Raw genomic sequence first — 22,819 nt, 5'->3', positions numbered from 1 at the left:
TTACTGCGCTGGCAGGGTGGCCTTGCTGCCCTGTTCCTGCAGCAGCGCCGCCTCGGCCAAGGCCTGGGCGCGCGCTTCCTCTGCTGCCTGTTCCGCTTTCTCCAGTGCATCGTGGCGCGCCTGCAAGGCCGCCCTGGCGCGCACGAAGACGATCTTGATGGCCGCCATCACGGGCACGGACAGGAAGATGCCCACCACGCCACCGAGCTGGTCGCCGGCCAGCAAGCCGACGATGACCATCAGCGGACTCACTTCCACGCCTTCGCTCATCAAGTACGGATTGACCACGTAATCCTGGAACAAACGGTAGGCGGCAATAAAGCCGATCAGCCAGAACACGTGCTCGAAGCCGCTGAAACCGGCCACGACCACGGCGATGACGGCCGCCGCCAGCGGCCCGGCAAACGGGATGAATTCCAGCAAGGCCGCGGCGCCCGCCAGCAGCAGGCTGTACGGCACGCCCATCAGGGAAAAGGCAATGCTGTAGGACACAAAAGTGGCGATCGACAACAGCAGCAGGGCGCGCACATAGCGCGACAGCAAGATGTCGAGGTCATCGATGATGGCGCCCCAGAGTTTCTTGTTCGGGCGGTTCAGCAAGGACAGCAAACCGTCGCGCATGTCCGGCCCTTCCTTGATCAGCAAAAAGCTCAGCACGGGCACCAGCACCAGATAGATCAGGTTGCTGGCTGCATGCATGACGGTCAAGCCCAGCTCTTTCGCCAGCGGCATGGCTTGTCCCGTACCGCTGCTCAGCTGCGTCTGCATGAACGACAGCAGGCGCGCGCGCAAGGGTTCCATGAATTCCGGCAAGGGGATGCGCTCGGCAAAATTGTTGCCTTTGAGTAGTGTTGGCAACTGGTCGCTGAGCTTGATCGCCTCTTCCTCGATCCGCGCCCCGAAGATCGACCCCAGCACCGCCACCAGCAAGATCACCACCAGGAAGACGATGCCGATATTGGCCGTGCGTGGCAGGCGCTTCGGCCCATGCCGCTCCAGCAGTCCGATCAGCGGATACACGAGATAGCTGAAGAAAATCGCAAAGACCACCACGATCAGGGTCGACGAGACCTTGTAGGTGAGGAAGAGCAGGAAGGCGATCAGGAACGCCGTCCACACCATCTTGGCAACGCGCAAGTTAAAACCGAACATATGACTCCTTAGGGCAGGATGCTACGCAAGCGTGGCTGGCTTGAAGGGCTGGGTGGGCAAGGCAGGGACCGGGCCGGGCCGCACGGCCGGAAATCATACCGCAAAATGCCAAAATGCCATGCTCCTGTGCGTGATGGCAATGTTTTCCCCTGTTTGGAGTCCTCTCAGGCCTATTTTTCCCGCCAGCTGGCCACGGTGATGAACACGCTGTCCTTCTTGCCCTGTTCGCGCAAGGTCACCGTGTAGCGGCCGCTCGTATCGCTGCCCGTCAACACCACCTTGTCGTCATGCCCCTTCACTTGCGCGCCCTTGGCCAGTTTGGCGTAGGTGTTGAGCACCCAGTGGAAATCGGCATAGCTGCGCAGGGTGATGCTGGCATCGGGCATGGGCTCGTCGCCCGCCTCCGCCGCTTCCGTGGGCGTGCGCATGGGCAAACCGGCCAGGCCTGCCGGTGCGATGAGTTTGCCGCCGCTGGAACTGCTGTTCAATTCCGCATTCGGCAGCAGCAGATGCAGCAAGCTGGCGGGAAAGCCGGGAGGCACATCGCGCTGTTCCCAGCCGGGCTGGTCGGGGCGGGTAGTGATGTATTCCACCGCAGCAATGCTTTGCCGCTGCTCCGGCGTGGTCTTTGCCAGCATGGGCGGCAGCTGCCGCGCCCACACCAGCAGCGGCGCGGCCATCTCGTCCTCCGCGCCCGGTGGCAAAAACACCGTCAGCACGGCATGCGTGGACGGCAGGCAGGCGGGGGCGGCGTCGCCAATGGCGGCCTGGCAATGACCGTTGACGAGGCCCAGCGCCAACAGCTTGCGTTGCGGGTCGAACAGCATGGCGGCGCGCCATGCACCGTGCGTGCTGGCATCGATGGAGGCCAGCACCGAGCGCCCGTCGGGCAGCATGGTGCGCTGGATGTCATGCAGCGAACGCATGCTGTCGAGTACCTGGAGCGCGATCAAGGTATCGCCTTGCGTATAGTCGCCACGCGCATAGCCGAGCAGCCTGAAGACGTCGGCGCGGATTTGTGGATGCTCGTTCAGGCTTAACGGCGGCGACGGCACGGAAACAGGCACGGTGGCGGCCACGAAGGCGGCATCCTCGGCAGAAATGGCTTGTGCCATGCTGGAAAGCGGCAAGCACAGAGCGGCGCACAGCGACAGCATGCGGAAAGTGATTTTTCCTGGGGTATTCAATGGCAATCCTTGTCGAGACGCCATGCCGGACCACTTGCCGGCATGCGCGCGCCGCGATCTTAGCATTTCAGGAATGAAACGCTTTCTGCTAAGCTTGGCTATTGAATCACTGTCCCCCTTATCATGGCCAAGCTCACCATTTCCTGCAGTATTCCCGTCGACGATGAGGTAGTGACCGAGTTCCTGCACAAGTACGTGCTCCACTCCCGTGTCGGCGCGGCCAGGAAATTGAGCATGGGAGAGAAGGGCTGTTTCTATACCTGCTCCTTGTATATGGACGACCACGCCAAGGTGAGCCGTTTGATGCGGCGCATGCTGGCCTTCTTTGAAAGCAAGGACATTCCCTTGACCATCCTAAAGATCGGCGCCCAGGACAGCTGGGATGAGGTAGACCCCGAGCAGCGCGACCCCTGGAAGATTTCGCCACAAGCTTTGCTGGCGCTGCTCGATGCAAGGCCGTCAGCCCCGCACAATCAGGCGGCGTTGAGCACGTAGCGGTTCTTGCCGCTTTTCTTGGCCTGGTATAAAGATTCATCGGCACGCCGGTAGCTGTGCGACAAGTCCGCTTCCTTGATCAGTTCCGCCATGCCGATGCTGACGGACACCTTGCGTTCCGGCACGAAAGCCACCTCGACGCTGTCGACCAGTTGCGCGGCAAAGGCGCAGGCCGCGCTTTTTTCGCCCAGGTAAATAATGGCGAATTCCTCGCCGCCCAGGCGGCCGCACAGGTGCTCGCCAGACAGCCCGGCGATGACATCGGCGATCTTTTTCAGCACCTCGTCGCCCACGTCATGGCCGTACACGTCGTTGATTTGCTTGAAGTCGTCGATGTCGATCATCAGGAAATACGCGGGCGTGTGCGCCGTGCGCTGCAGGACGCGGGCGCTTTGCGTAAACATGCGCCGGTTGTTGAGCCCGGTCAATCCATCCTTGTAGGCCATCGTCGCCAGCTCGCGCTGGGAACGGTAGTTGTGAATGCGCAAGACGAGAAAATAAATATTCAGCGCCAGGCCGATGATCACGCTGATGGTGACGGCCAGCACCGGCCAATGCTGGTCGGCCTGGCCCGCATGCACGGGAAACTGTCCAAGCCCCAGGATGGCCCACACGCACAGCGACACGCCCAGGTAATACGCGATGCCGCTGAAGATGGGCGCCGTCGTCAGGGTGATCATCACGCCCAGCGGCAATACCCAGAAAGCGGGATCTTCCGTACCCAGCATCAGCACGCGAAAGCTGAAAGCGATGAATAGCACGCTGATGGTGCCGCTGACGATGATCGCTTGCAGCGACTTCGCATACTTGGTCAACACCAGCCCGATCACCATGCCCGTCACGCCCAGCGCCGCTTGCGCATGATCGAGCGAAGCGCGCGGCAAGGTCAGGCTGAACGTGACCAGCCAGCAAGCCAGGCCAAACGTCAGGATGGCTATCGAAATGAAATGCAGTTCCTTGAAAAAGCGCTGCTGCTGCTCCGGTTCTCCTGAAAAGAACAGGTAATAGAAGGCAGGAGACAGGCTGCGCGAAGTGAACATTGCATTTGTCCAGGCAGACAACACGCCTTGCGGCAGGGACGCCTCCCGGCAACGGCAGGCGGCTTGGAGCGCGTACAAAAGTAGTTACGCTCAGGAACTAGTGTACTGTTTTCTTGGGGGGATTGGTGATACGGGCGATGAAATTGGCAGCCACTGTCCTGGCGCCGCCACAGTTGCTTTCATGCAAAGGGCCGGCAAGCGCCTGCTTACAACTCGCGCGCCAGCACCTGGCCGAGCAAATCCTTGCCAAAGCTGTGATGCGCCTCTTCTTCGAGCAACTGGAAGCCAGCCTTGTCGTAGATGCGCCGCGCACCGGTGAGGATGCTGTTGGTCCACAACACCATGTGCGTGTAGCCCGCTTGGCGGCTGAAGCGCAGGCATTCATCGACCAGGCGGCTGCCGATGCCCAGACCGCGCGCGCAGGGATCGACGTACAGCAGGCGCAGCTTGGCAGTCGTGTCGTCCTGGCGCACGATGAAGACGGAACCGATCACCTTGCCGTCCTTCTCGGCGATCCAGCAGCGTTCATGGGCCGGGTCGAATTCCCGCACGAATTTGGCGACGATGTCGGCGGCGAGTGCCTCGTACTCGTTGTTCCAGCCATATTCCTGCGCATAGAGCACGGCTTGCCGGTGGATGATCCAGCCCATGTCGCCCGGCTGGGGATTGCGCAGGATATAAGCGGGCGATGGCTCCCCCAGCAAGCCCTGGATTTGTACCATGGCAGCGACCAGCTCCTGCTGTGCCGTCGCTGGCAAGCGTTCCAGCATGGCGGCCACTTCGCGCCGCGAGGCGTCGACCAGGGGGGCGAGCGTGTGTTGTCCCTGTTCGGTCAGCTGTAATTGCACCGCACGCGCATCCGTGGGCGAGCGCGTCTTGGCGATCAGCCCCTGCTTTTCGAATCCGGCAATGACCCGGCTCAGATAGCCGGCGTTCAAGCCCAGCTCGCGGCACAAGTCCGCGCTGGTCAGTTGCTCACGATGCGCCAGTTCATACAGGATGCGCACCTCCGTCAGCGAAAACGCGCTGTCCAGCAAGTGTTCATGCAGTACGCCAATCTGGCGTGTATAGAAACGGTTGAAACGACGCACGATCTCCGTGCGCTCGTCGAGTTGATCCGCCTGCATGTGACACCTCCCATTTACTTGCTTATGGCAGATTATTGCTTGCTTTTAGCAAGTATGTCAATGTGGCGGCAGGATGCTGGCGCGCATAAAAAAAGCGGCCCTGAAAGGGGCCGCCTTGGCAGTCACGGAAACCAGGCAAGCTGGCTTATATCGTGTGACACCAATCTTGAAAAGTTGAGCCTTGATTACAAGCGCATTTTTCAGATTCTCCGTCACGGACACATTCTGAGTCTGACACAGAATGTGAAAAAAGCCATGAGTCGTGACCTCATAAATGAAAAATTTCATGGCGACGCGCGCCACGTGATGAACAACTCTTAAGGATCTAGAACTATCGAGCAGTGGGCTTCTTCAAGAAGGCGGCTCGTGTTTTCACACACGCTTTGCGGACTCATCGAGTCCACGGTGGCAAAATTGGTTTGTCGCGCTAGCGCATGGAACAGTGGGCGACGCGACTACGTTATCTGAGCATATGCCGCTCGAGCATCTGCTTGGCATGAAGCGAAATAGGTCGGCAGATCGCGAGGAAGGTTGGCACGTCCTGGCATGTCGAAGGTACCAGCTGGCGCGTCAGCGAGTAGACGTGAGTAAAGAAAATAGGTGCTTTGCAAGGCCATGTCAAGTTGCGGGATTCGAGCCAAGTCCTCCGTATCCAAGTGTGCAACAAACTTATCACGATAGACCCGAAATTCATCTAGGTACTTACGCCAGGCGGCGTCATTGACCTCAAGGATATGAAGTAGTTCCGCAAGAAACTGACGCTGTTCCACGTCAGATCGCACAAGCTTGTGCCAATGATGGTGTCCCTTTCTGTCGGCAAACAGCTTGCACCACTCCAGCACGGCTATGTCGACCATGTTGCCGTTGATAGTGGCACCAAATTCTGTCGCTTGCTTGAGTCTCCCGATGCCGTTCTCGTCAACGTACCCGAGGCGGTAGTACGCGACGTTCCGCGTGAAGTGACAGCACAATAGTGCGATTCTACGTATGAAGGTTGAGGTCAGCGGTGGCGGTGGCATGATCTTTCCATTTATCGTAGGCTCATCCGCGCGAAGTTTGTGTCTTCGCTGCCATTATTGTGCGGTCAATATGCTGAAGAAAGTCAGGGCGTTCTTGTAGTGGGATCATTCCCTGATAGTTTATGCGTTTTCCTTCAAGCTCAAGTTCTCGCCATTTCATCTCAAAAAAGACGTCTTCTTGAGGAAGCCAGGCCAGAGATTTGCTCCAATTCTTTAGTACTTGTAATGACTCGACCTGTGGCATAGCCCGCTCGAAGATCCTTGCCGGCATGATCGGTAGGTCGCCGTTCGGGCTCATTACTCCACCAAATCCATCGACTACAACGAGACCAACGATCTCCCATGGATTTTCAAGAGTCGTTTCAATTCCGAAGATTTCCGTCACCGCAGTGTGTAGACGCGGTCGCAGCCATTCAACTTTTCTCTCAAGCTGGGAGACTTTTTCGAAGCAGTTTTTTTTGCGTTGTGCCACTTCCCTGGGGTCGCCTGGCTGAATTGTCCATCGCATTTCGCAGATCAATAAGCTGTGGGTGCGTGGATCTGCAACGATTAGATCGAACTCCTCTTTCTCATCATTGAATTTCCATGTGAAATTGGGCCGCATCTGCGGCCAGTGCGGTGAAAGCTTCCTCACTATGGAGGCGATCATATCGCGTTCAAACGCCTAGCTCATTGCATCGAATTTTGATGCTTGGGTGCGGGCTTGCAATGCGAGTAGATTTCGCTCCATATGGCAAGAGAGGACATGGAGCGGTGGGATGGCCAGCAACCCCTTGGACAGCTGGCAGAACGGCTGAAGTGCAGGGTCGGGAGACTTCACGTCCTTTCCATAAATAAGCTCGTCAACGAATTTGCGAATGGTTGAGGCAGGCAACGACGAGAGCATTTCTAATTCCAAACAAAGTGCTTCGATTCACACCACCAGAACAAGATCATCACCCCCTGCTCCGCTTAGCCCTTTTGCAGTTGCACCAAAGTGAATTGCAATGAAATGATAGGCGCAACGAATACTCAGCGCATTTAGCAGCAGTGTAGTTTCGTACCTCCCGCCCCAAGAGAACTGCCAGTCATCAGGTATCAACTGGGGTGACTGGGCGAAAAGCAAGCCTAAGTCAGCCGCTAAATATGAATCATATTCGTAGGAAATTAGCTTGACTTTTACCTTGACGGTGCTAGCAATTTGTCCAATGATGAATGGCAAGTCTTCATTGTGGCGCAGTAGCCAAAAAATAATCTGCATGAAGGAAGAGCTGCCGTCAGGTTGGTGCCCCAACATTTCCAGCACGGCGTATCCCGTCGCATGATATTTTTCGTCCACTTTCAGTGGTAATCAGGCCTTCTGACTCTTGCAGCTCCATTGGTCTTGTTGTGCACTGAGGAGCAAATTTGGCACCCGACAGAATAGTCCAGCCCGGCGTCCAGAAGACGAAATCCGCGTTCGTAGCAAGAGGCAACTGCACGACGAGGAAACTGTTCCGCTGAGAAATTCCGACTTTCCTTTTCAATGCGATCGAGGCCGTATTTCAGCGAATATTTTGCTCTATCGACAAAATACTCAATCGAGCCAGTAGGGATGTCGCGACGTGTCAACTTGTGGCGCAGAGCATCCTCAGCAGCCGTAAGAAAGTGCCAAATTGCCAAACTCCGATTCGGATGAGGTAGCGGCGTGCTCTGATACTTTTCATCGATGAGAAGTTCTATTTCCGCGATACTCATGGCGCTTCCAGTCAGAACGTGAATATGATGCCGCATTGAAGTCGCGGCTACTTTTTAAAAAAGGGTTCGTCGGGGGGGGGGCTGATGAAATCCCGCGTAAGTGCGCGAATTTGTTCAATGCTCTCCCAGGTCACAGGGCAGGACATAAAACTGCTTAGTGACTTCGATTTGGCTGCTGAGTTTTTGGTCGACGAACGATTCTAAATCGTCGGTTTTTGCCGCTCGCGTATCGACAAGCACGCGAGCCTGATCTGGTCCCAAAAACACGACCGACAGGCCTTTCCTAAGGTTCTTACATTCATACTTGGAATTGAAATCCAGTGCATGTGCGAGCCTATATATTTTTGCTGGCCAAGCAACTTCCGAAAAATCGTCGTTAACCCAGCGTGTAGTGAACAAGAGCACAACAATCGACAAAAGCAGAAACGCGACGGACTGGAATGGGGGACTCTCATAGGTGTTTTTGCGAGACCATTTTGCGGTGATCCAGCCTGCCGCGTTTAGCGCGTGAAAGACAGCAAATAGAGCAACAACACCCAGCAATGGCGTCAAATATTGAAATGCAAGGAGTCCAGCTACGATAGCTCTTGTTAGTGGTAGCGCCGATGCGTCTACAGGAAAGACTGCATTGATCAATGAAGATGCCTTGCCTGTGCTGAAAATAATCAGAGACGACAATGCTATTGAGGCGACGATTTTGGTAAATCCGAACAGCCAGAGGCTTTTGAAGAATGAACTGCGTTCAATTGAGACCCCGAGAAAGACTGCTGCGAACGCAATCCCCCACAGCCGGATTGCAAAATGATGTTGGTACAACCAGTCAGTATCGTCCGCCTTTGTTAGGCCGTGCCAGAGAAATAAACACGCTAGAAACGCAAGCGCGCCAAGCGCCCAGTTGATGGAATACGACCGATCTAAATCCTTCGATTCGCGCTTTGACTCGATTTCTCTCGCATGTTTGAGCAATGCGACCACATGGTCTTTTAGTGTCTGTGTTGGCCGCCGGTCATGTTCATGTGGGGAGAGCGACAGCTCTTCGTAGATTGCCTCTAAATGCTGGTCCGGGTTGTTTGGTCTATGAAATCGGTACTTTCGCTCTGACATGAAGTTCCCTGGCTGTTTATCGTTTTCTATTGAATTAGGTATCACCTAATCATGCGAACTCAAGCGCTACGACGCCCGCGATCTCATCGGAAATCTACTGCATGATGCGCTATCCGCCATTGATTCTTGAAGTTCGGCTGCCCAAAGTTAATAAAAGCGCGTACGTCATCGCAACTTGGCAATTGGATGGGAAAGACTCGTGAAGTCCATGGCGATTTCCCAGGCATAGGGGCGGGCCAGCCACGCACCCTTGTCCTTGAAGCTCTTGTGCTTCAGGTAGTAACGTAACTCTTCAAGGGGACCTTCCAACTGGCGGCGAAGCCAAAGGAGGTCTTCATTGGTTCCAACATCAGAGTCGCGGATGAGGCGGTCTACTCCCTCGGGGAACTCATCAATCTCAGAGTTTATAAGTTTGTCGACGCGCCGAAGAAAATCAACGTTTCGGTCGAAAAGGTCGCTGACACTCTGTCCGCGAATTGTGGCATCACCTTGCGGTGCTTCTCTTGCTTGTTCAGTGAGGACTTGGTTTTGAAATTGAACGAACTTGTGTAGCGCGCCATGAATTGGGTAAACGAGGTCTCTCTCGTTGCTCAAGTGCCAGGGTTCCAACTTCTTTTCAATGACCTCCGCCGGTTCCCCCAATGAAGTCAGAAGCTCATGGAAATTTCCGACGATCTTGAGCATTGCGGCTTTTGGAATTTCGGCGTCCCATCGACCCAGATTACCAATAATCTGAAAGGAAGTGTCCGCCATCAATCCCACCATGTTTCGCATGTGCCCTAGGAGCTGATCTGCCTCATTCAGCTTCTCACTCAACGCGACCATTTTGGCTTCGATACCCAACCCCTTTATCGACTCGAATCGCGCGAGGCTGGAAAAGAGGCAAAGAAGAAGGCCTGCCGTGAAGAGGGTTCCGGCAGCTTGAAGCTTCTCGTTAACGGCGGAATGGATCGCAAATCCAATACAAAGTAGGCCCATGGAGCCCAGCAAGAAGTCCCGGATTAGGCCAGGCCATTTTACGATGTCGTATGAAGTCGATTTCATATTTCCTGTCAAACATAGAATGTATGCACGTAATTTAACACGGGCTCGTCGCTGGTCATTCTCGATCAGTAAATTCAAACTCGATCTCGCTACGCTTGAAGAAGTATTGTCGGCCGCCGTCAATCCTGGGGCCGGTTATTGGCGTTGCCTTGATTTTTCTGAGCATTGTTGAAACAGATATTTCGTGTTGCCGAGCCAGTGCCGCAGCCGATACGTATGTTTCCTTGAATTCTTGGAGGCTAGGGAGAGAGATCCGCCGCATGGCATGGCCATTCTTAGTCACCACTTCGGCGACAAGCAGGTTCTTGGAAATTAGTTCGTACACGACTTGCTCTTTCAGGGAAAGTAGTTCTGATGCCTTCGATGCGGAGATCCAAGACACAGTGGCCAAACGTTGTGTCGCGAGCCAAGAGCGTAGTTCATCGGCTGGAAACGTCAAATCGCAAAGGCGAAATCTGTGAGGCATTGAAAAATTGATTTCTCCACGTTTGAGAGCCTTCATGAGCTCCCCCAATTCTGTCGATTCAACGCGCCAATATCGAAGCGCATGGCCTAGAGTCGCCGATTCGCCGGCTACTGTTTGAGTCGCTCTTTGACGAATATCCGTCAGGTAGGCTTCGATCTCAGTGCGCCGAAAATGCCAGCGATTGCTTATGCCGAAATCCGGTTTTGCATCGGCCAAGAGCACGCCACGGGCGACGGGCTGTCTAAGTCTGGTGCGCTTGAAGCCCAGGAGTCGAGCTGTTGCGCGTAAATCAAGGTAGTCATTGAGATTGGGAAGAAGGCGCGCAAGCACTTCCTTGTCCACCGTGATCAGGTGTTTGGTAGACTTGGGATTGAAAGTATTCGCTGGGAAGCGATCCTGATGCACCATTCTTCGAAGTCTCTTGCTTCCAAGTCCCGCAGATCGTGCAACGCGGGAAAGTCCCTGATGTCGATGTCCGTTGATCGTTTCCTCGCTAAACAGGCGATGCCGGCCGCAGAGCTCGCCACGCCAATGCTCAAGAAGAAATAGCTCGAACGAGCTCCGAAGGAAATGAAACGCTTCATCATGAAGATCTTGATACAGGACATGGTATAGCGGGCCGAAGACACGTCTGATGCTTGCATCATCAGGGGCTGCTTTTACAAAGCGTTCAAGGCAATGCCAGAAGCATGACGGCCAGTCTGCCAAGAGCGTGGCCGTTCCAGCGACTATGTGCGATGCGACATTGATGCTTTCAAGATCGCGAATCTTCCCGGGCCGATGTAACAGTGGCCCTTTTGAAAACTGGCCTGCGTAGCAGATAAGGCGTACGATTTTAGGAGTGTCGAGTTTAACCTCGGTCTCTCCCAAATTGAATGTGATGGGCTGTGCCAACGACTTTTCCAGCGCTTGCGAAATTTGGATCTCTGCACGCGTTGCTTGTGAAAGAACTTCGATAAAATTGACGCCGCATACGCACGTGCCGTTCAGGATTGATTGCAAATCCGGATAAGAATGGCACCTTGGGCAGGACTGGAGAAGGCAGATGCGATGTGTGGCACAGACTGTCGCGGTCTTCAAGCGCCAAACAGGGCGCATCCAGCTTTCGAGGGCAACGCAGGCCGGGCACCACCGACGGTACATGTGTGTAAAGTCAGCAACCTGTAGGCCGAACAAATTCACCGGTATTTTGACTTGTTGGCTTGCTGGTCCGGAGAACGGTGGCAGCTTATGCCCACTTAGAAATTCGGTCAGAGTCGAAGTACAAATGCCTTGATCGCTCCCGAACCAAGTCTGAAATTCTCTAAGGTTGTAGCCGTTCGAGTTTGCCAATCGTTCCAGGTAATCCATAATTGGTTCGGTCGGTACCGGTAGCGGCCGCACGGGTAGTGGTCTCATTGACGCCTCCTTGATGGGGAACTACCGCTCATTTCGCCAGTCTGGAATGGCTCGCCGGCGCGGTCTAGTGGCCGAAATGGAAATGACGGATGAAATGGATTGAGCGCGCCTACTCCTGATGGCCATATCGTCGTTGAGAAGGCGCGTGAAAGATCACTGACGGTAATGCTTGTGCATGCCTCCGATACTGCATTGGAATACGAGCCCACCAGAATCTTTTTGACGTATGCAACGCGGCCATCGGTTGCGAAGTGCAATCTCTTGGCGAGTTCTCCCCATTCATATGGCCTAGGGTCTAGAGGCAGTGGAAGTGCGTTGGCCAAAGACGTGAACAGTCGCAAGCTATCCGCCTCATCGGCCTCGGCCCTTTGTTGAACTGACAGAAAAAGGCGATGCGTGAAGCGCCGGCGAAGTTGCTCATTCACCTGCAATAGAACTTGTGTACGGGGAAGGCCAAGTAATGTAACTGGGGCACCAAGAGCATCCATGAATGACTTGAGCCAGTCGCCCACGAAGTATTGGGAGTGCGCACGGCCACGATCCTGAATGTGCTGGGCTTCGTCGAACAAAAGCATTTCAACGCCACAGGCGCGCGCGATCTTGACTGCGCGCGCCGTTTTGACCGAGACGGTTCCTTTCTCAGGATGATGATCGCCAAGCTGTGCTAGCACGGCTTCGACCGTGCCCGCGATTGTTGCGGCGGCTGGAACGGTCACATGGAGCACGGGGATTAGGTCACGCTCAGGCAATGACACCTTGGGATATTCCCTGGTAAAGATCGTCGCCAGGCTAGTTTTCCCAGCCCCGCTTTCACCAAGAATCAGTAGATTCTGCGCGACACCTGTCGCCCTGAACAAATTGAGGTTCGCCTCAATTTGTTGGTAGGCGGTTTCAAAAGCCGGAAACATAAGGCATTCGTCTTGAAGCTGTTTGATCGCGTCAAAGAAGGGCAAGTTCATTTGATGGCTTCCTCATTCGATTTGCGTTTGGATCGAAAGAACGCATATGCCGGCGGCGGGGCGTCGATGTGGGCGAATTTTTGGGGCAGCTGCTGGATGGACATGGAATGTGCCTCTCCGTCGCGCTGAGACATCGCTGAAAACAGGGGAGGAGATGTTTCGGCGGCCGGCTTGCTTGTGCTTGCTCCGAGAATGTCTGCGGCGCGTCGACGGTCCTTTTGCTTCCTGCTACTCATGAGGTTTTCGACAGTGCTAATGATGCTCTGCCGTGCGACTTCAAGAGCTGCACGATCCTGCTGAGAGGCGCCTTTTTCGCGAACTGCGGTACGGATAAGGTCGTTTTGCAAGGCCGTTAGCCCGCGTGCATGATTTTGATCGAGGGCGGAGACAATGACCGGTTCCGGACTATTCGGCCCCCAAACCTGAATGTCCCCCAGGTCTTCCGAATCGAAAAGTACCCGCACCTTGGTGCCAGGCCCGTATGCGCGAAGTATCGGTGCGAGAGATTCGCCGTTGTAGCGAATCCCATGAAGCAGAATTCCATCAGCACGTAATGTTCGCTCCTCAATCTGGCCGATGCGCTGCTTTAACGCGTGGACACTTTCGGGGAGTTCCGGCTCCCGCCGTTGTAGTCCTTCATGCCACCTTGCCCATGGAGTTTCGCCTGTCCCTCGATGTACCGTTTGCGCATATACATCAAGGACCCACTTATGGAAGATCATTTGAAAATCGGAGAGGGTCAACACTGCGTGCTTCAACGGGTCATAGTCGCCACGTAGATGCCAACGAGAGAGGCTCGTTCCGGGAAGCTGGTGGGCAAAGAATCGGTTGCATGTTCCCAGATAGCGTTCCACGACACCCTTGAAACGAGGCTGGTGCTTGGGGCAGAACTGAATTCGGATCCCCAAGTCGTATGCAACGCTTTCGAGGTCCTTTCCATGGAACTCCATACCGTTATCTACCACCATCACATCCGGCCTGCCATAACATGGCCATGTATGCTTTGGATTCAGCTCCGGATTCACTTGCGCTAATGCCCCTTCCTTCGGCAAAATAGCATGTCGAAGCGCTCCCATTACTGCCGCTGTGGATGGATTGCCGAAGCTGAGGTGAAATCCCAAAAGCATCCTGCTGTAGTGATCGACGACCACAGTCAACGTAGGGCGTCCGAGCGGAAGCCGACTTTTCTCGTCAATCAAAAATAGATCAAGTGGTGTGTGGTCTATTTCGACGCGCTCTAGAATTTGCGCGCTCCGTACTCCAGCCTTTACCACTGTGAATCGCTTGTCCGCCGCGATCTTCCCTTCCTTGAGAACAGCCCGGTCATAAGCGTCGAGACGCAACAGCATCCGATAGACTGTTCGTAGCGATGGCGCCTTGAGCTGCTCTTTGGGGATTAGGTATCGATTTTCGATTTCGATCTTTGCGAGCAGTCTCGCGTAGATACTCGGACCACTCGCCATAGGCGACACCTTGAAGGCTTCGCTGATAGAATCGGATGCGAGCCTTAGAACGGTTTCGTCCTGCTTCATTGCGTGCGAGCCGCGCCGATCAGTCCTAGGGATCAATGCGCGCGAGTCCTTCTCGCTGCGATAGCGAAGGTGCCAACGATAGATGCTAGTCGTGCTTGGGGGCTTAGGGTCGTCGATCTCGGCCGCTACGCGCTGTATCAAGGGCTCGATATGGGCTTTCGTGAACACTACCCTACCGGCATTGCAGATGGCTTGGAGATAGTGGTGTCGGCGGGTCACTTCCAGTTGTACAACCTCGGATAGCTCATCGAGCGGGCGCGAGAAAACCTTAATCGCTGGCGTTGCGCTGGCTTCTCTTTCAGAGATGGCGGCTATTTTTCCTTCGCGATATTCCATTAGCAGGGCTTGACGCTTAAGCACAGAGATTGATCCATCCGCGAGGCGTTCTAGCACTACGTCGTCGTTTTCATGTAGGCGTTCGATTCGAAATTTTGAGCCGGACCAATCAAAAACCATGTTCTTGCGTAATCCGAAACCAGTCATGATTCGTCTCCTTCGTTATCGTCAATGTTGTGCTGAGCGCGACAGGCATGGTTAGATCGCATTTCAATCTTCCAGCTAGGAGAAAGCTGTAAGTATCCGTACCCGTCCCATCGAATAGATGGTTCGCGGTGCTGATAGGGATCGGAAAGTCGTGCTCGTGCTTATCCAACGCCGTGGTTAAGGCACTAGGTGTTGGAGGGATTCGTGCGGCGCGGTGATAGATCCATTTCAAGTTGGCCAGTTTAGGCTCTTCGCGGATCATTAGGTCAGTGAGGATGACGAATGGAGTGCCGTTTCGCGCCATGTGATCCGCAATACGGTCGAACGTGTGCTTAACCTCATCGGCGCAAAGCCGGCGTAGCGGCTTGACTTCGACCAGGACGATTTCGCCAGTGGTTAGCCGCAATTCGAAATCTGGTGTGTAGCGGCGCAAGCGATTGCCGTCGGGGTACCGAATCGTAATTGGTTGCTCTCTGTATTGCGCGATGAGCGGTGAGGCCTCAAACAGGTAAATGGCATCGAGCTCTAGCAGGCCCTCGTGATGGACCATGCGACCATTTTTCCTGCTTGGGAATTTTCCGCGTACGATGCCGCCAGTCGGCCGGACGATTGTTCGTGCCCGGTCATGAACATCGCCAAGCGGTGATTGACCCTGCCAAGTGCCCTGCCATAGATGGTTGGACATGCACGTCTCCCCTGGCGCCGGCGCAATGCGCTGTCCAGTACCTTTTTGATGGTTGGATACGCCTGTTTTTGGACGTACGAACACCCGCGCCACTTGATATGCGTGCGACGAAATACAGACGTGTTTGGTTTTGGGGCTTGACGTTGGCGGGAGCTTTGGAGATACTGAAGATGTCAGTCCGGGGTATCTTTGATGCTCTGGCCAACGGGGCAAGCCGAAAGGATTGTCCCGTTTTTACATTGTGGCCTCCTCGCGTCGTCGGCGCTTGATGCGCCGAACTGGTTCCGGTTGTGGGTCGACGAGCGATCCGCGCATCGCCAACGCATCCTGAATCAATTTCACCTGCAATGGATGCAGATTGTCGAGCTGTTCACGGAGCCCTTTTAGCATCCAGTAGAGTGGTTGTGGGCTGTCTGCCGGCAGCGACAACTTGCGATCGGACGCCGCGACAATGTCTCTTAACTCTAACTGCACACTCGGCGGCAACGCCATCGTCCCAATGAGCTTCGTGATGAACTCTTCGGTTGGAGGTCCTTTGATGCCAACCTCCAGCGCAGAGATATAGCTTTGCTCGTAACCAAGCAATTCGGCCAATTCTGATTGACGGATTTGGTGACGCAGGCGCAGCTCATAAAGGAAGTGAGAAAAAGGGCTCATGTTTACTGAATCTTGCAATTCACATGTGTCCAAGCGCATGTAAAAAGTGCCGGCCTGTCAATCCTGGTGGAGTGTGTAAGTCATTGAATAAAATAGGTTATTTTGGTTTCCAAAGCATACCACTTTGGTATTGAAGTCTCCTATGAGAGACCTCGAAATTAACCGTTTGCTTTCCTACATTTATCACGGAAAAGCAACCAATAAAATTTCGTTCCAGGGCCCCTTTTTTGAGGCTGCCGACCTACTGCGGCGCCACACTATTTTTTGATTTGATGGCATGCGGCAAGAAATTGTCTTCCGAAATTTTCTTCCCCCGACTCTCGCGGAGCGGGACAGGGCAGTGCTCTCCTCTTATTCCTTCGAGCACGGCAGCGCATCTGTTCCAGTCGGCCAGCACCTCGTTAGATAGATGCAGCGTTGACAGCACATATGCGTCTCGAATGATTTCAAAATGCATTTGCCTTCGCGGCCCGCGTGGACACTCTTGTGTGCGCAATGCATTTTTGATCCCGATGGAAAATAAACTGGGGGCATCCGGCTCTGCCGAATGATGGGTAGAGTTGTAGCTGCACTTCCAGCGTTCAAGCAGGGGCCAAACGAGTGGAAGCTACAGTCATCGAAGTCGTCGCGACTTGTAACGTAGAATGCCCCGTCACCTAAGGTCAAATAATGAAGTTCTGGCGACGGGCTCGAACTTAGTGGCGATGAATGCCATCCGGAAACCACGCCATCATCTGCCGCTATGGCCTCAGCTTCAGTTGGGGTCATAACAATTACATTGGCATGTTTTCGTAGTTCGGCAATTATGTCGTTTGCAAATTCTTGCAGAAGGCCTATGCGCTCGATAAACGCCTCCTGTTTTCCTGGCATGATCTCGTAAGGTGGTTCGTAATCCTTGCAAAAATTGAGCCACACTCCCTTCATGGTTCTCACGCGAGCGTAGACACGCACGGCCATCGAAGGTTGAATGTTCCCGATGACATTGAAGCTAAGTTCAACGGCGAGGGCGGCTCTTACATCTTCTCCTATAGACACAAATTTCTGCAAATTCGCCGGATGCTGTGTCGGGACTTTAGCGCTCAGACTGGCATACTCTAGAGACTCGCAGAATTCATTCGCCCGCTCACCGACCTCGCCCAAATTCTGGAATACAAGGACTTCGTCCGCTGAAGGGCTTTTGCCTATGAGTGCGCTTTCAGGATTCAAGAAAACGATGAACCATTCGCCATTCGTAATGACGACCCTGCTGGGAGCGTCGCCACTAAGCTGTTTTGCTCGAGCGGCATAGTCGGCTAATGTGTTTAGTCTATCGAACCAATCTGCGGTGAAATGCTTGCACCTTGACTTACCTGATCGGATAGCCGCAAAAGCGTTTACTATTTCAAGGGCCAAATTTTCAGAGGAGGTGATCGATGGGCCTGGTAGTAGAACACTGGGGCGCTTTGCCTCAACAATTAATAGCGAGCTATCGACGCCGCTGGGCTTTATCTCTCTGCCATGATAATCCATGAAGCGACGATGTTCGCCGTCTTTGGCCGCGTCAACAGCATCTTCAACCAATATGGCACTTGGATTTGCGAGATCCCATCCAAGGAAAGTTAGCGTTGGATCTAGCAGGTACTGACGCACCTGCGCTTCACGTACAATCGCTCGCCCTTGCCCTTTCAATGCATCCGCCGATTTTTTTTGCACTGCCGCCGTAGCCCGTTCAATCTCCGGCAAGTGGATCGTCTCGTAATTCGTCTTTAGATTGGCGATTTGCCGCCTGAATTCAAAGAATCGACCGGTACTCACCTCAGCATCTCCGGCAGCTGGTAGACGAGCTGGCGCGCTTCTGGCCAACCAGCTTCTGCGAAATAATCCAGCGCCTTGACTAGTCCAGTTCTGAATTCTTCGCGGCCCGAAATCATGGGAGCATAGTCGGCGAGGAACCTGCGAACGAGGCGAACGAGCAAATCTGCACCCATGCTTTCCAATTGGTAGCCGCCATTTGCACCTCCATTGTGAACACTCCGTATCATCAAGGAGAGACACTGCTGAGGGGCCTCTGGAATGAAAGCCTCTAACGTTTCTAGAAGGTAGTGGGTAATAGATGGGTATGGCACATCAGCGAGGCACTCTAGCGTGCTATTTATCTCGCTTAGGAATCTGCGCCTGATTTGCAATAAATCGGAATCTGGCTCACCTATGCTTTGGTGTCCTTTGCCCCGTTCGTAAGCACCGGAGCCAAAGTAGATTTCGTGTGTGGCAGTATCCAGGACACGAAACGTATTTTCTAGATGCTTTTGTTCTAAGGTAGTTCTTTCGCGAACAAGTGCCAGCCGTTTAAACTCTTCGGCAGCTTTCGTCACACTCCGGCTAAAAATTTGGATTGCTCGTGTCCTAATCGTGCTGTCACGGCTCTCGGGGGCATCAATTTTCCCCATCAAGAGTGTATCTCGAAGAGAACTGAGCATTGTCTGTATATGCGAAGAAAAGATCGAAGGGCTGCCAATCCACTCTTCGATTCGACTACTAGCTTCGGTGAGATCGTTGACCATCCATAGTCGAACAATAGATGTCACAAGTTGCCTACGAAGATCTCGTTGATCTTCTTCTTCATCCGAAGAAATCCTGCTATCTAACGATAGAAGCTTCGCCGCCGTACCTGCGTCCACACGTCCAATGACTCGGTGTAAAGCTCCAAGAAAGAAACTAAGGATGCCTAGATTGTTCTCCTCATCAAACACCACGTCTATAAGTGTCTGCATTAATTCTGGGTCCGCTTCACACAGCATGTTCAGACGCGATGCGATTGTGTGTCTGATTTCTACAGCCGGGTCACGTATCAGACGGAGAATATCGGCACGGTACGTTGGTGACGGCTCTCCATGCGCACGTGCTAGGGCCATAGTAGCAGCCGCAGCTTCAATTCTAGGAGCCGGACGACCCCAGGATGGATGTTTTGCGAACTCATGTTCTCGCGCCGGATCGTGTTGAGGAGTGGGCGGGAATTTATGGTTCGATGCTGAGCGGACTATCGCATGCAAACTCTGAAATTTCTCCAACTCAGAGGCGCTTTTACAGCTCAACGCGGCTTTTTCTGCGGCTTCCGCGAGTTGATCCCATGCTTGCTGCTCTAGACGCTCAGGAATCGAATCATTTCTTAGTAGAACCTCATGCAACGCGAGAACAGTTGGCCAATTCTTAATCCACGCGTCATTGGGGCCGGCCGATTGTTCATTAGATGATGCGAGCACCTTTACGGCTTCAACTGCGTTGTGAATTGATGCAAAGGGTTCCTTTGAGATATCGATACCACCTTCCCGATACCACCAGTTTTCATCGCCACTCCAACCGCTTTCGAGACTGAACGGTGGTCGGTTTTCTATCAAATTCCCTTCCGTCTCGAGTTGCACCAGACGAGAATTTGTTTTGGCAAGTGTGACGTTATCGCGTGATAAACAGCCGATCAGGACATCTCTTTGATGCTCACTCTCAATCTGCCAAATGGCGGTCTCAATTTGCCCTTGCTCCTGTCGCTCCAAGCGAGGAGCAAGAATGCGCAATAGTTCCCCGGCAGGGTACGCCGTGGAGTGGGCAGCTAGTACAGAGGGGACCCATAGAAGGGGGAGCACGGACCTACCAATTGTCGCAGGCCGGGATTGTCCTGCAATGAGCAATACGGACCACAGCGATGCCCACACATTGAACTGCACTACATTTATGATAATGCTCTCAACCGCGCTCGTGCTGCCGACTTCGTCTAATTCCAAGAGAGTTCGCAAAACGACATCAAGTAGCTTTTCTTCGCCACGATTGTGTGATCCGGATGGCGTCCACCAGATTGCCGATAGGTCCTCTCTAAACTGTGCAGTGCAGTTCAGAAATTCAAAGGTCTCAATTGGAGTTTCATCCTTTATCCGATGCTCTGTCGGAATGCGGTAGTCAAGAATGTCAATGATGGTCTTAATCGCAATCGCCGGAGCAGTCTGCAGGTACTCGCCAAGATGACCTTCTAGCTGATATTGCACGCCTTCAATGTCCTGCCGTTTATTTGAAGTAAGCGAAAGAATCTTACTCGACCCGATGTGAGAAATTTCCTCTCGCGAAGGGAGGGGGGCACAGTACGCTGCTAAATACAACTTACGGACAAGTTGAGGCGCCGATGCAATTAAATGCTTGGTTTCAATCGCGAAACGGAATAGCTCAATGTGTCCATAAACGGCGACGCGGTCTGGCTCCAATAGCGCTTCCAATGCTGCTTCAGACTCAGAATTTTCTGTGTCGAAGGTTCGAACAATCGCTTGAATACCACTGACGACAGCGCCTTGGTCATAGGTACTTTGATTTTTCCAATCTCGCGTAGCGCTTCTCAATAGTAGGCGAGCGGCCGCCCCTAAGTCCTTCCTCTGCTGCGAGCTAAGTGCGGCCGGAGTATCGGTCCAATGCCCGATTACTGCCTTCATTGGCCAAACTAGGCTTGCCATATCCGTCTCGCAGAGTTTTCTAACAATGCCGCACCATGGGTCAGCGTCGTTTCCCCACATTGGCCGGTCTAGAATTACGTTTGCGAGCAAGGTTCCAAATACGTGCCGTACAAGAAACAGCGCAGCACCTTTGCGCACGTAATTTATAGAGATAGCTTCGGTTAACGGAGAGATATCATCTGGAAGGGCGATGAGCTCGGCAGCGACCCTCGCGGGAAGCATGCGGGAAAACGAACCCGCCGATTCCTGCGCCGCTACACCTAGAGCCAATTCCCAGTAGGGATGCCTATTTAACTGTTCTCCCCACACTATTCGAAGGGCTATCATTGCGGCGGGGGCAAGCAATAACGCCTGATCGTCGGAAAGGGCCAGCCGTTCAATCAATGCATTATCATCATCGTCCATCATGATCGTCCTGGCTACAGCGTAGTCAAATAACATGTGATGGGAAAACGAGATGCGGCCCTGCGAGTGGTGGTCGAGCAAAATTCCGCTTTGCATCAGCTGTTCGAGGTGACTACCATCATGCCCGGCCAGATCGAAGCCTTTCACAAAAAGTTGCCGCTTCTTGACCATGACTTCGGTTGCTGATCGCAATAAACGTACACGATTGATGCGGTGATTGTCAGCAGGACTCTCAACTCTATAAGCCCAATATCTTTCCAATAATTCGACTTGGGTGCCGATACTCCGTAGTTCGCGTGAGTCCCCAGTTGGGGGAAGAACAGTCGATAAGAGAAATAAGTTGAAGGGGGATGTGAGCAGGTCGCGGAACGCTATAGTTCCCGAATCAAAAGCGACCGCCATTCGCGGGGATTTATCCCAAACCTGCGCCAGTTCTTGTTCGCTTAGGCGGGGAATATCGAAATGCCTTACGTTGGAAAAATTTACGTCTCTGAACAGGTTTGAAGCGGGTGAGCCACGGAAGAGGTCTTGATACTTGACTCCATATCGAAGGTCGAACTTCCTAATTGATGCGAGGACATTCCATCCGCTTGTGCGATCAAGAATTGATGCAATAACTTCGAAAAACACTTCGTCTGAAGAGTTGCCCCTACTTGCATCAAGTGCATCGATAATTAGAATTCCTGACTTCTTTCCGTTCCATGCGTCAAGCACTTCGCTTAGCGGATATTTCAGCTCAAGTTCCTGCCGCAACGCCTCTCTTGATGTGGCGGACCACTCATCAACAGCCAGCACGACCACAGGGTGTCCCAATTTGATCAGAGAGTTCGCAACGGAGTAGATCGCGCCGGATTTCCCTGCTCCAGGTGCCCCAACGAGCAGGAAAGAACTCGTAGTGGCAGACATCACAATCTCTTGCACGCAGTTTCTATCAATCTCGACTCTTATCGTCCCGCTTTCCGTTGGAACAGAGAGCCGCGAATATCGTGAAAGTGTTTCAAGCGTTCGTTTCGTGATCTGTTTTAGGCGCTCAATATCGCACGCGAATGCAGGCTTTTCTTTTAGCGATATTCCCTCAGTACGTAAGCAGTCCCTAAATTTCTGCGAATCTGCCCCGCTGCGTAGCTGCGCGAGGCGCGCGCATTCGCTCACGATTACGTTCCAAGCGGCTGACGCATCGTTAGGATTTTCGACTACTGTGGCTGTTAAGAGACTACTAATTTCGGTTGCAGTGGCGCCGTCAAAATCCAGTTGGATTAACCGAACACATGAGAGCAAATCGCAGACTTCGCCATCAGTGGGTGCAATACCGGTATGGCGAGCCCAACATTGTTGAACCAGATCAATCCATGCCTCGTAGGCGACCTTCTGTTTTTGAGTTGTAGCGATCTGATCAATTGGAAGAATTGATTTTTTATTTCGTATACGCTCAAGTATTGGCCTTGTCGCGTCTACAAATCCAAGTGTTCTGGCGGAACTGACTGCGAGAACGAGGCAGTCTTTGGATTGGTCAAGTGGTCGATCCCAACCCAAATTGCCATCCCCTTGGCGGCACGCTAGGAGTTGGCGTACGAATTGATCCACAACGGATCCCAATGGGGACCTTAACAATGAACTGAGCGATACAGTTGTCTTCACATTGAAGAAGATATTGCCGCCTGCCACCGTTGTAATTCGGAGGTCGTCAACTGGTGCCTCCGATTCTAGATGTAGCGATTGGGGCGAACTATTCTGAAGGCCCGACAACTGAGGTATTGGTTTTTCGCAAAGCGCGTGAACCCCGAGCCACGAAGCGACATTGAGTTGGAACATCACGCCTGCTGCTGTTGCATGTCCGCCAGCCATAGCACTCCTACACGGTTTTCTTGCTCAAATGGGAAT

The 22,819-nt window shown here is 53.5% G+C and carries 18 protein-coding genes; 1 reads left to right on the top strand and 17 read right to left on the bottom strand.

Going from position 1 to position 22,819, the window contains the following annotated elements; translation table 11 throughout:
- Window positions 1-1,152, bottom strand: a complete 1,152-nt coding sequence (locus CLU92_RS18880) for an AI-2E family transporter (RefSeq protein ID WP_101483143.1) — start codon at window positions 1,150-1,152, stop codon at window positions 1-3.
- 170 nt (window positions 1,153-1,322) lie between these two features.
- Window positions 1,323-2,339: a hypothetical protein gene (locus CLU92_RS18875; protein ID WP_143452622.1), complete on the bottom strand. Its 1,017-nt coding sequence runs from the start codon at window positions 2,337-2,339 to the stop codon at window positions 1,323-1,325.
- Window positions 2,340-2,462: 123 nt separating this feature from the next.
- Between CLU92_RS18875 and CLU92_RS18870 the strand changes: the two genes are divergently transcribed.
- The gene (locus CLU92_RS18870; RefSeq protein ID WP_101483141.1) at window positions 2,463-2,834 is read left to right on the top strand and encodes a hypothetical protein; all 372 of its coding nucleotides are present in this window, start codon (window positions 2,463-2,465) and stop codon (window positions 2,832-2,834) included.
- Here CLU92_RS18870 and CLU92_RS18865 read toward each other — a convergent pair.
- From CLU92_RS18865 to CLU92_RS18790, 15 genes are all read right to left on the bottom strand, one after another.
- A complete protein-coding gene (locus CLU92_RS18865) occupies window positions 2,813-3,874 on the bottom strand; it encodes a diguanylate cyclase (RefSeq protein ID WP_101483140.1) in 1,062 nt (353 codons plus the stop codon). The genes CLU92_RS18870 and CLU92_RS18865 overlap by 22 nt on opposite strands.
- A 206-nt stretch (window positions 3,875-4,080) precedes the next feature.
- On the bottom strand, window positions 4,081-5,001 hold the full coding sequence (locus CLU92_RS18860; protein WP_101483139.1) for a bifunctional helix-turn-helix transcriptional regulator/GNAT family N-acetyltransferase: 921 nt from the start codon (window positions 4,999-5,001) through the stop codon (window positions 4,081-4,083).
- Between the two features lie 455 nt (window positions 5,002-5,456).
- Entirely contained in the window at window positions 5,457-6,020 is a 564-nt protein-coding gene (locus tag CLU92_RS18850) for a hypothetical protein (protein ID WP_101483137.1), read from the bottom strand.
- A 22-nt stretch (window positions 6,021-6,042) separates the two neighbouring features.
- Entirely contained in the window at window positions 6,043-6,669 is a 627-nt protein-coding gene (locus CLU92_RS18845; RefSeq protein WP_101483136.1) for a hypothetical protein, read from the bottom strand.
- 264 nt (window positions 6,670-6,933) lie between these two features.
- Window positions 6,934-7,305, bottom strand: a complete 372-nt coding sequence (locus CLU92_RS18835; RefSeq protein WP_143452621.1) for a hypothetical protein — start codon at window positions 7,303-7,305, stop codon at window positions 6,934-6,936.
- 35 nt (window positions 7,306-7,340) lie between these two features.
- A complete protein-coding gene (locus tag CLU92_RS27525) occupies window positions 7,341-7,736 on the bottom strand; it encodes a hypothetical protein (RefSeq protein WP_143452620.1) in 396 nt (131 codons plus the stop codon).
- A 114-nt stretch (window positions 7,737-7,850) separates the two neighbouring features.
- Window positions 7,851-8,840: a hypothetical protein gene (locus CLU92_RS18830; protein WP_101483133.1), complete on the bottom strand. Its 990-nt coding sequence runs from the start codon at window positions 8,838-8,840 to the stop codon at window positions 7,851-7,853.
- A gap of 165 nt (window positions 8,841-9,005) precedes the next feature.
- Window positions 9,006-9,884, bottom strand: a complete 879-nt coding sequence (locus tag CLU92_RS18825; protein ID WP_101483132.1) for a hypothetical protein — start codon at window positions 9,882-9,884, stop codon at window positions 9,006-9,008.
- A 55-nt stretch (window positions 9,885-9,939) separates the two neighbouring features.
- Window positions 9,940-11,748 carry a TniQ family protein gene (locus tag CLU92_RS18820; protein ID WP_101483131.1) on the bottom strand — a complete coding sequence of 603 codons (1,809 nt, stop codon included), beginning with the start codon at window positions 11,746-11,748 and terminating at the stop codon, window positions 9,940-9,942.
- The gene (locus CLU92_RS18815) at window positions 11,745-12,707 is read right to left on the bottom strand and encodes a TniB family NTP-binding protein (protein WP_101483130.1); all 963 of its coding nucleotides are present in this window, start codon (window positions 12,705-12,707) and stop codon (window positions 11,745-11,747) included. Before CLU92_RS18815 ends, CLU92_RS18820 begins: the two co-directional genes overlap by 4 nt.
- Window positions 12,704-14,722 carry a Mu transposase C-terminal domain-containing protein gene (locus CLU92_RS18810; protein WP_101483129.1) on the bottom strand — a complete coding sequence of 673 codons (2,019 nt, stop codon included), beginning with the start codon at window positions 14,720-14,722 and terminating at the stop codon, window positions 12,704-12,706. The genes CLU92_RS18815 and CLU92_RS18810 overlap by 4 nt, the downstream gene beginning before the upstream one ends.
- Window positions 14,685-15,407, bottom strand: coding sequence for a TnsA endonuclease N-terminal domain-containing protein (locus CLU92_RS18805; RefSeq protein WP_101483128.1), 723 nt, complete (start codon window positions 15,405-15,407; stop codon window positions 14,685-14,687). The genes CLU92_RS18810 and CLU92_RS18805 overlap by 38 nt, the downstream gene beginning before the upstream one ends.
- A 234-nt stretch (window positions 15,408-15,641) precedes the next feature.
- Window positions 15,642-16,064 carry a helix-turn-helix transcriptional regulator gene (locus CLU92_RS18800; RefSeq protein ID WP_101483127.1) on the bottom strand — a complete coding sequence of 141 codons (423 nt, stop codon included), beginning with the start codon at window positions 16,062-16,064 and terminating at the stop codon, window positions 15,642-15,644.
- 351 nt (window positions 16,065-16,415) lie between these two features.
- On the bottom strand, window positions 16,416-17,858 hold the full coding sequence (locus CLU92_RS27520) for a hypothetical protein (RefSeq protein ID WP_143452619.1): 1,443 nt from the start codon (window positions 17,856-17,858) through the stop codon (window positions 16,416-16,418).
- On the bottom strand, window positions 17,855-22,783 hold the full coding sequence (locus CLU92_RS18790; protein ID WP_143452618.1) for an ATP-binding protein: 4,929 nt from the start codon (window positions 22,781-22,783) through the stop codon (window positions 17,855-17,857). Before CLU92_RS18790 ends, CLU92_RS27520 begins: the two co-directional genes overlap by 4 nt.
- Between the last annotated feature and the right edge of the window lie 36 nt (window positions 22,784-22,819).

Origin of the sequence: Janthinobacterium sp. 61 (genome assembly GCF_002846335.1) — a bacterium.
Classification (GTDB): domain Bacteria; phylum Pseudomonadota; class Gammaproteobacteria; order Burkholderiales; family Burkholderiaceae_D; genus Janthinobacterium.
The sequence above is the reverse complement of the archived record's forward strand: the minus strand, read 5'-3'. Positions and strand labels throughout refer to the sequence as shown.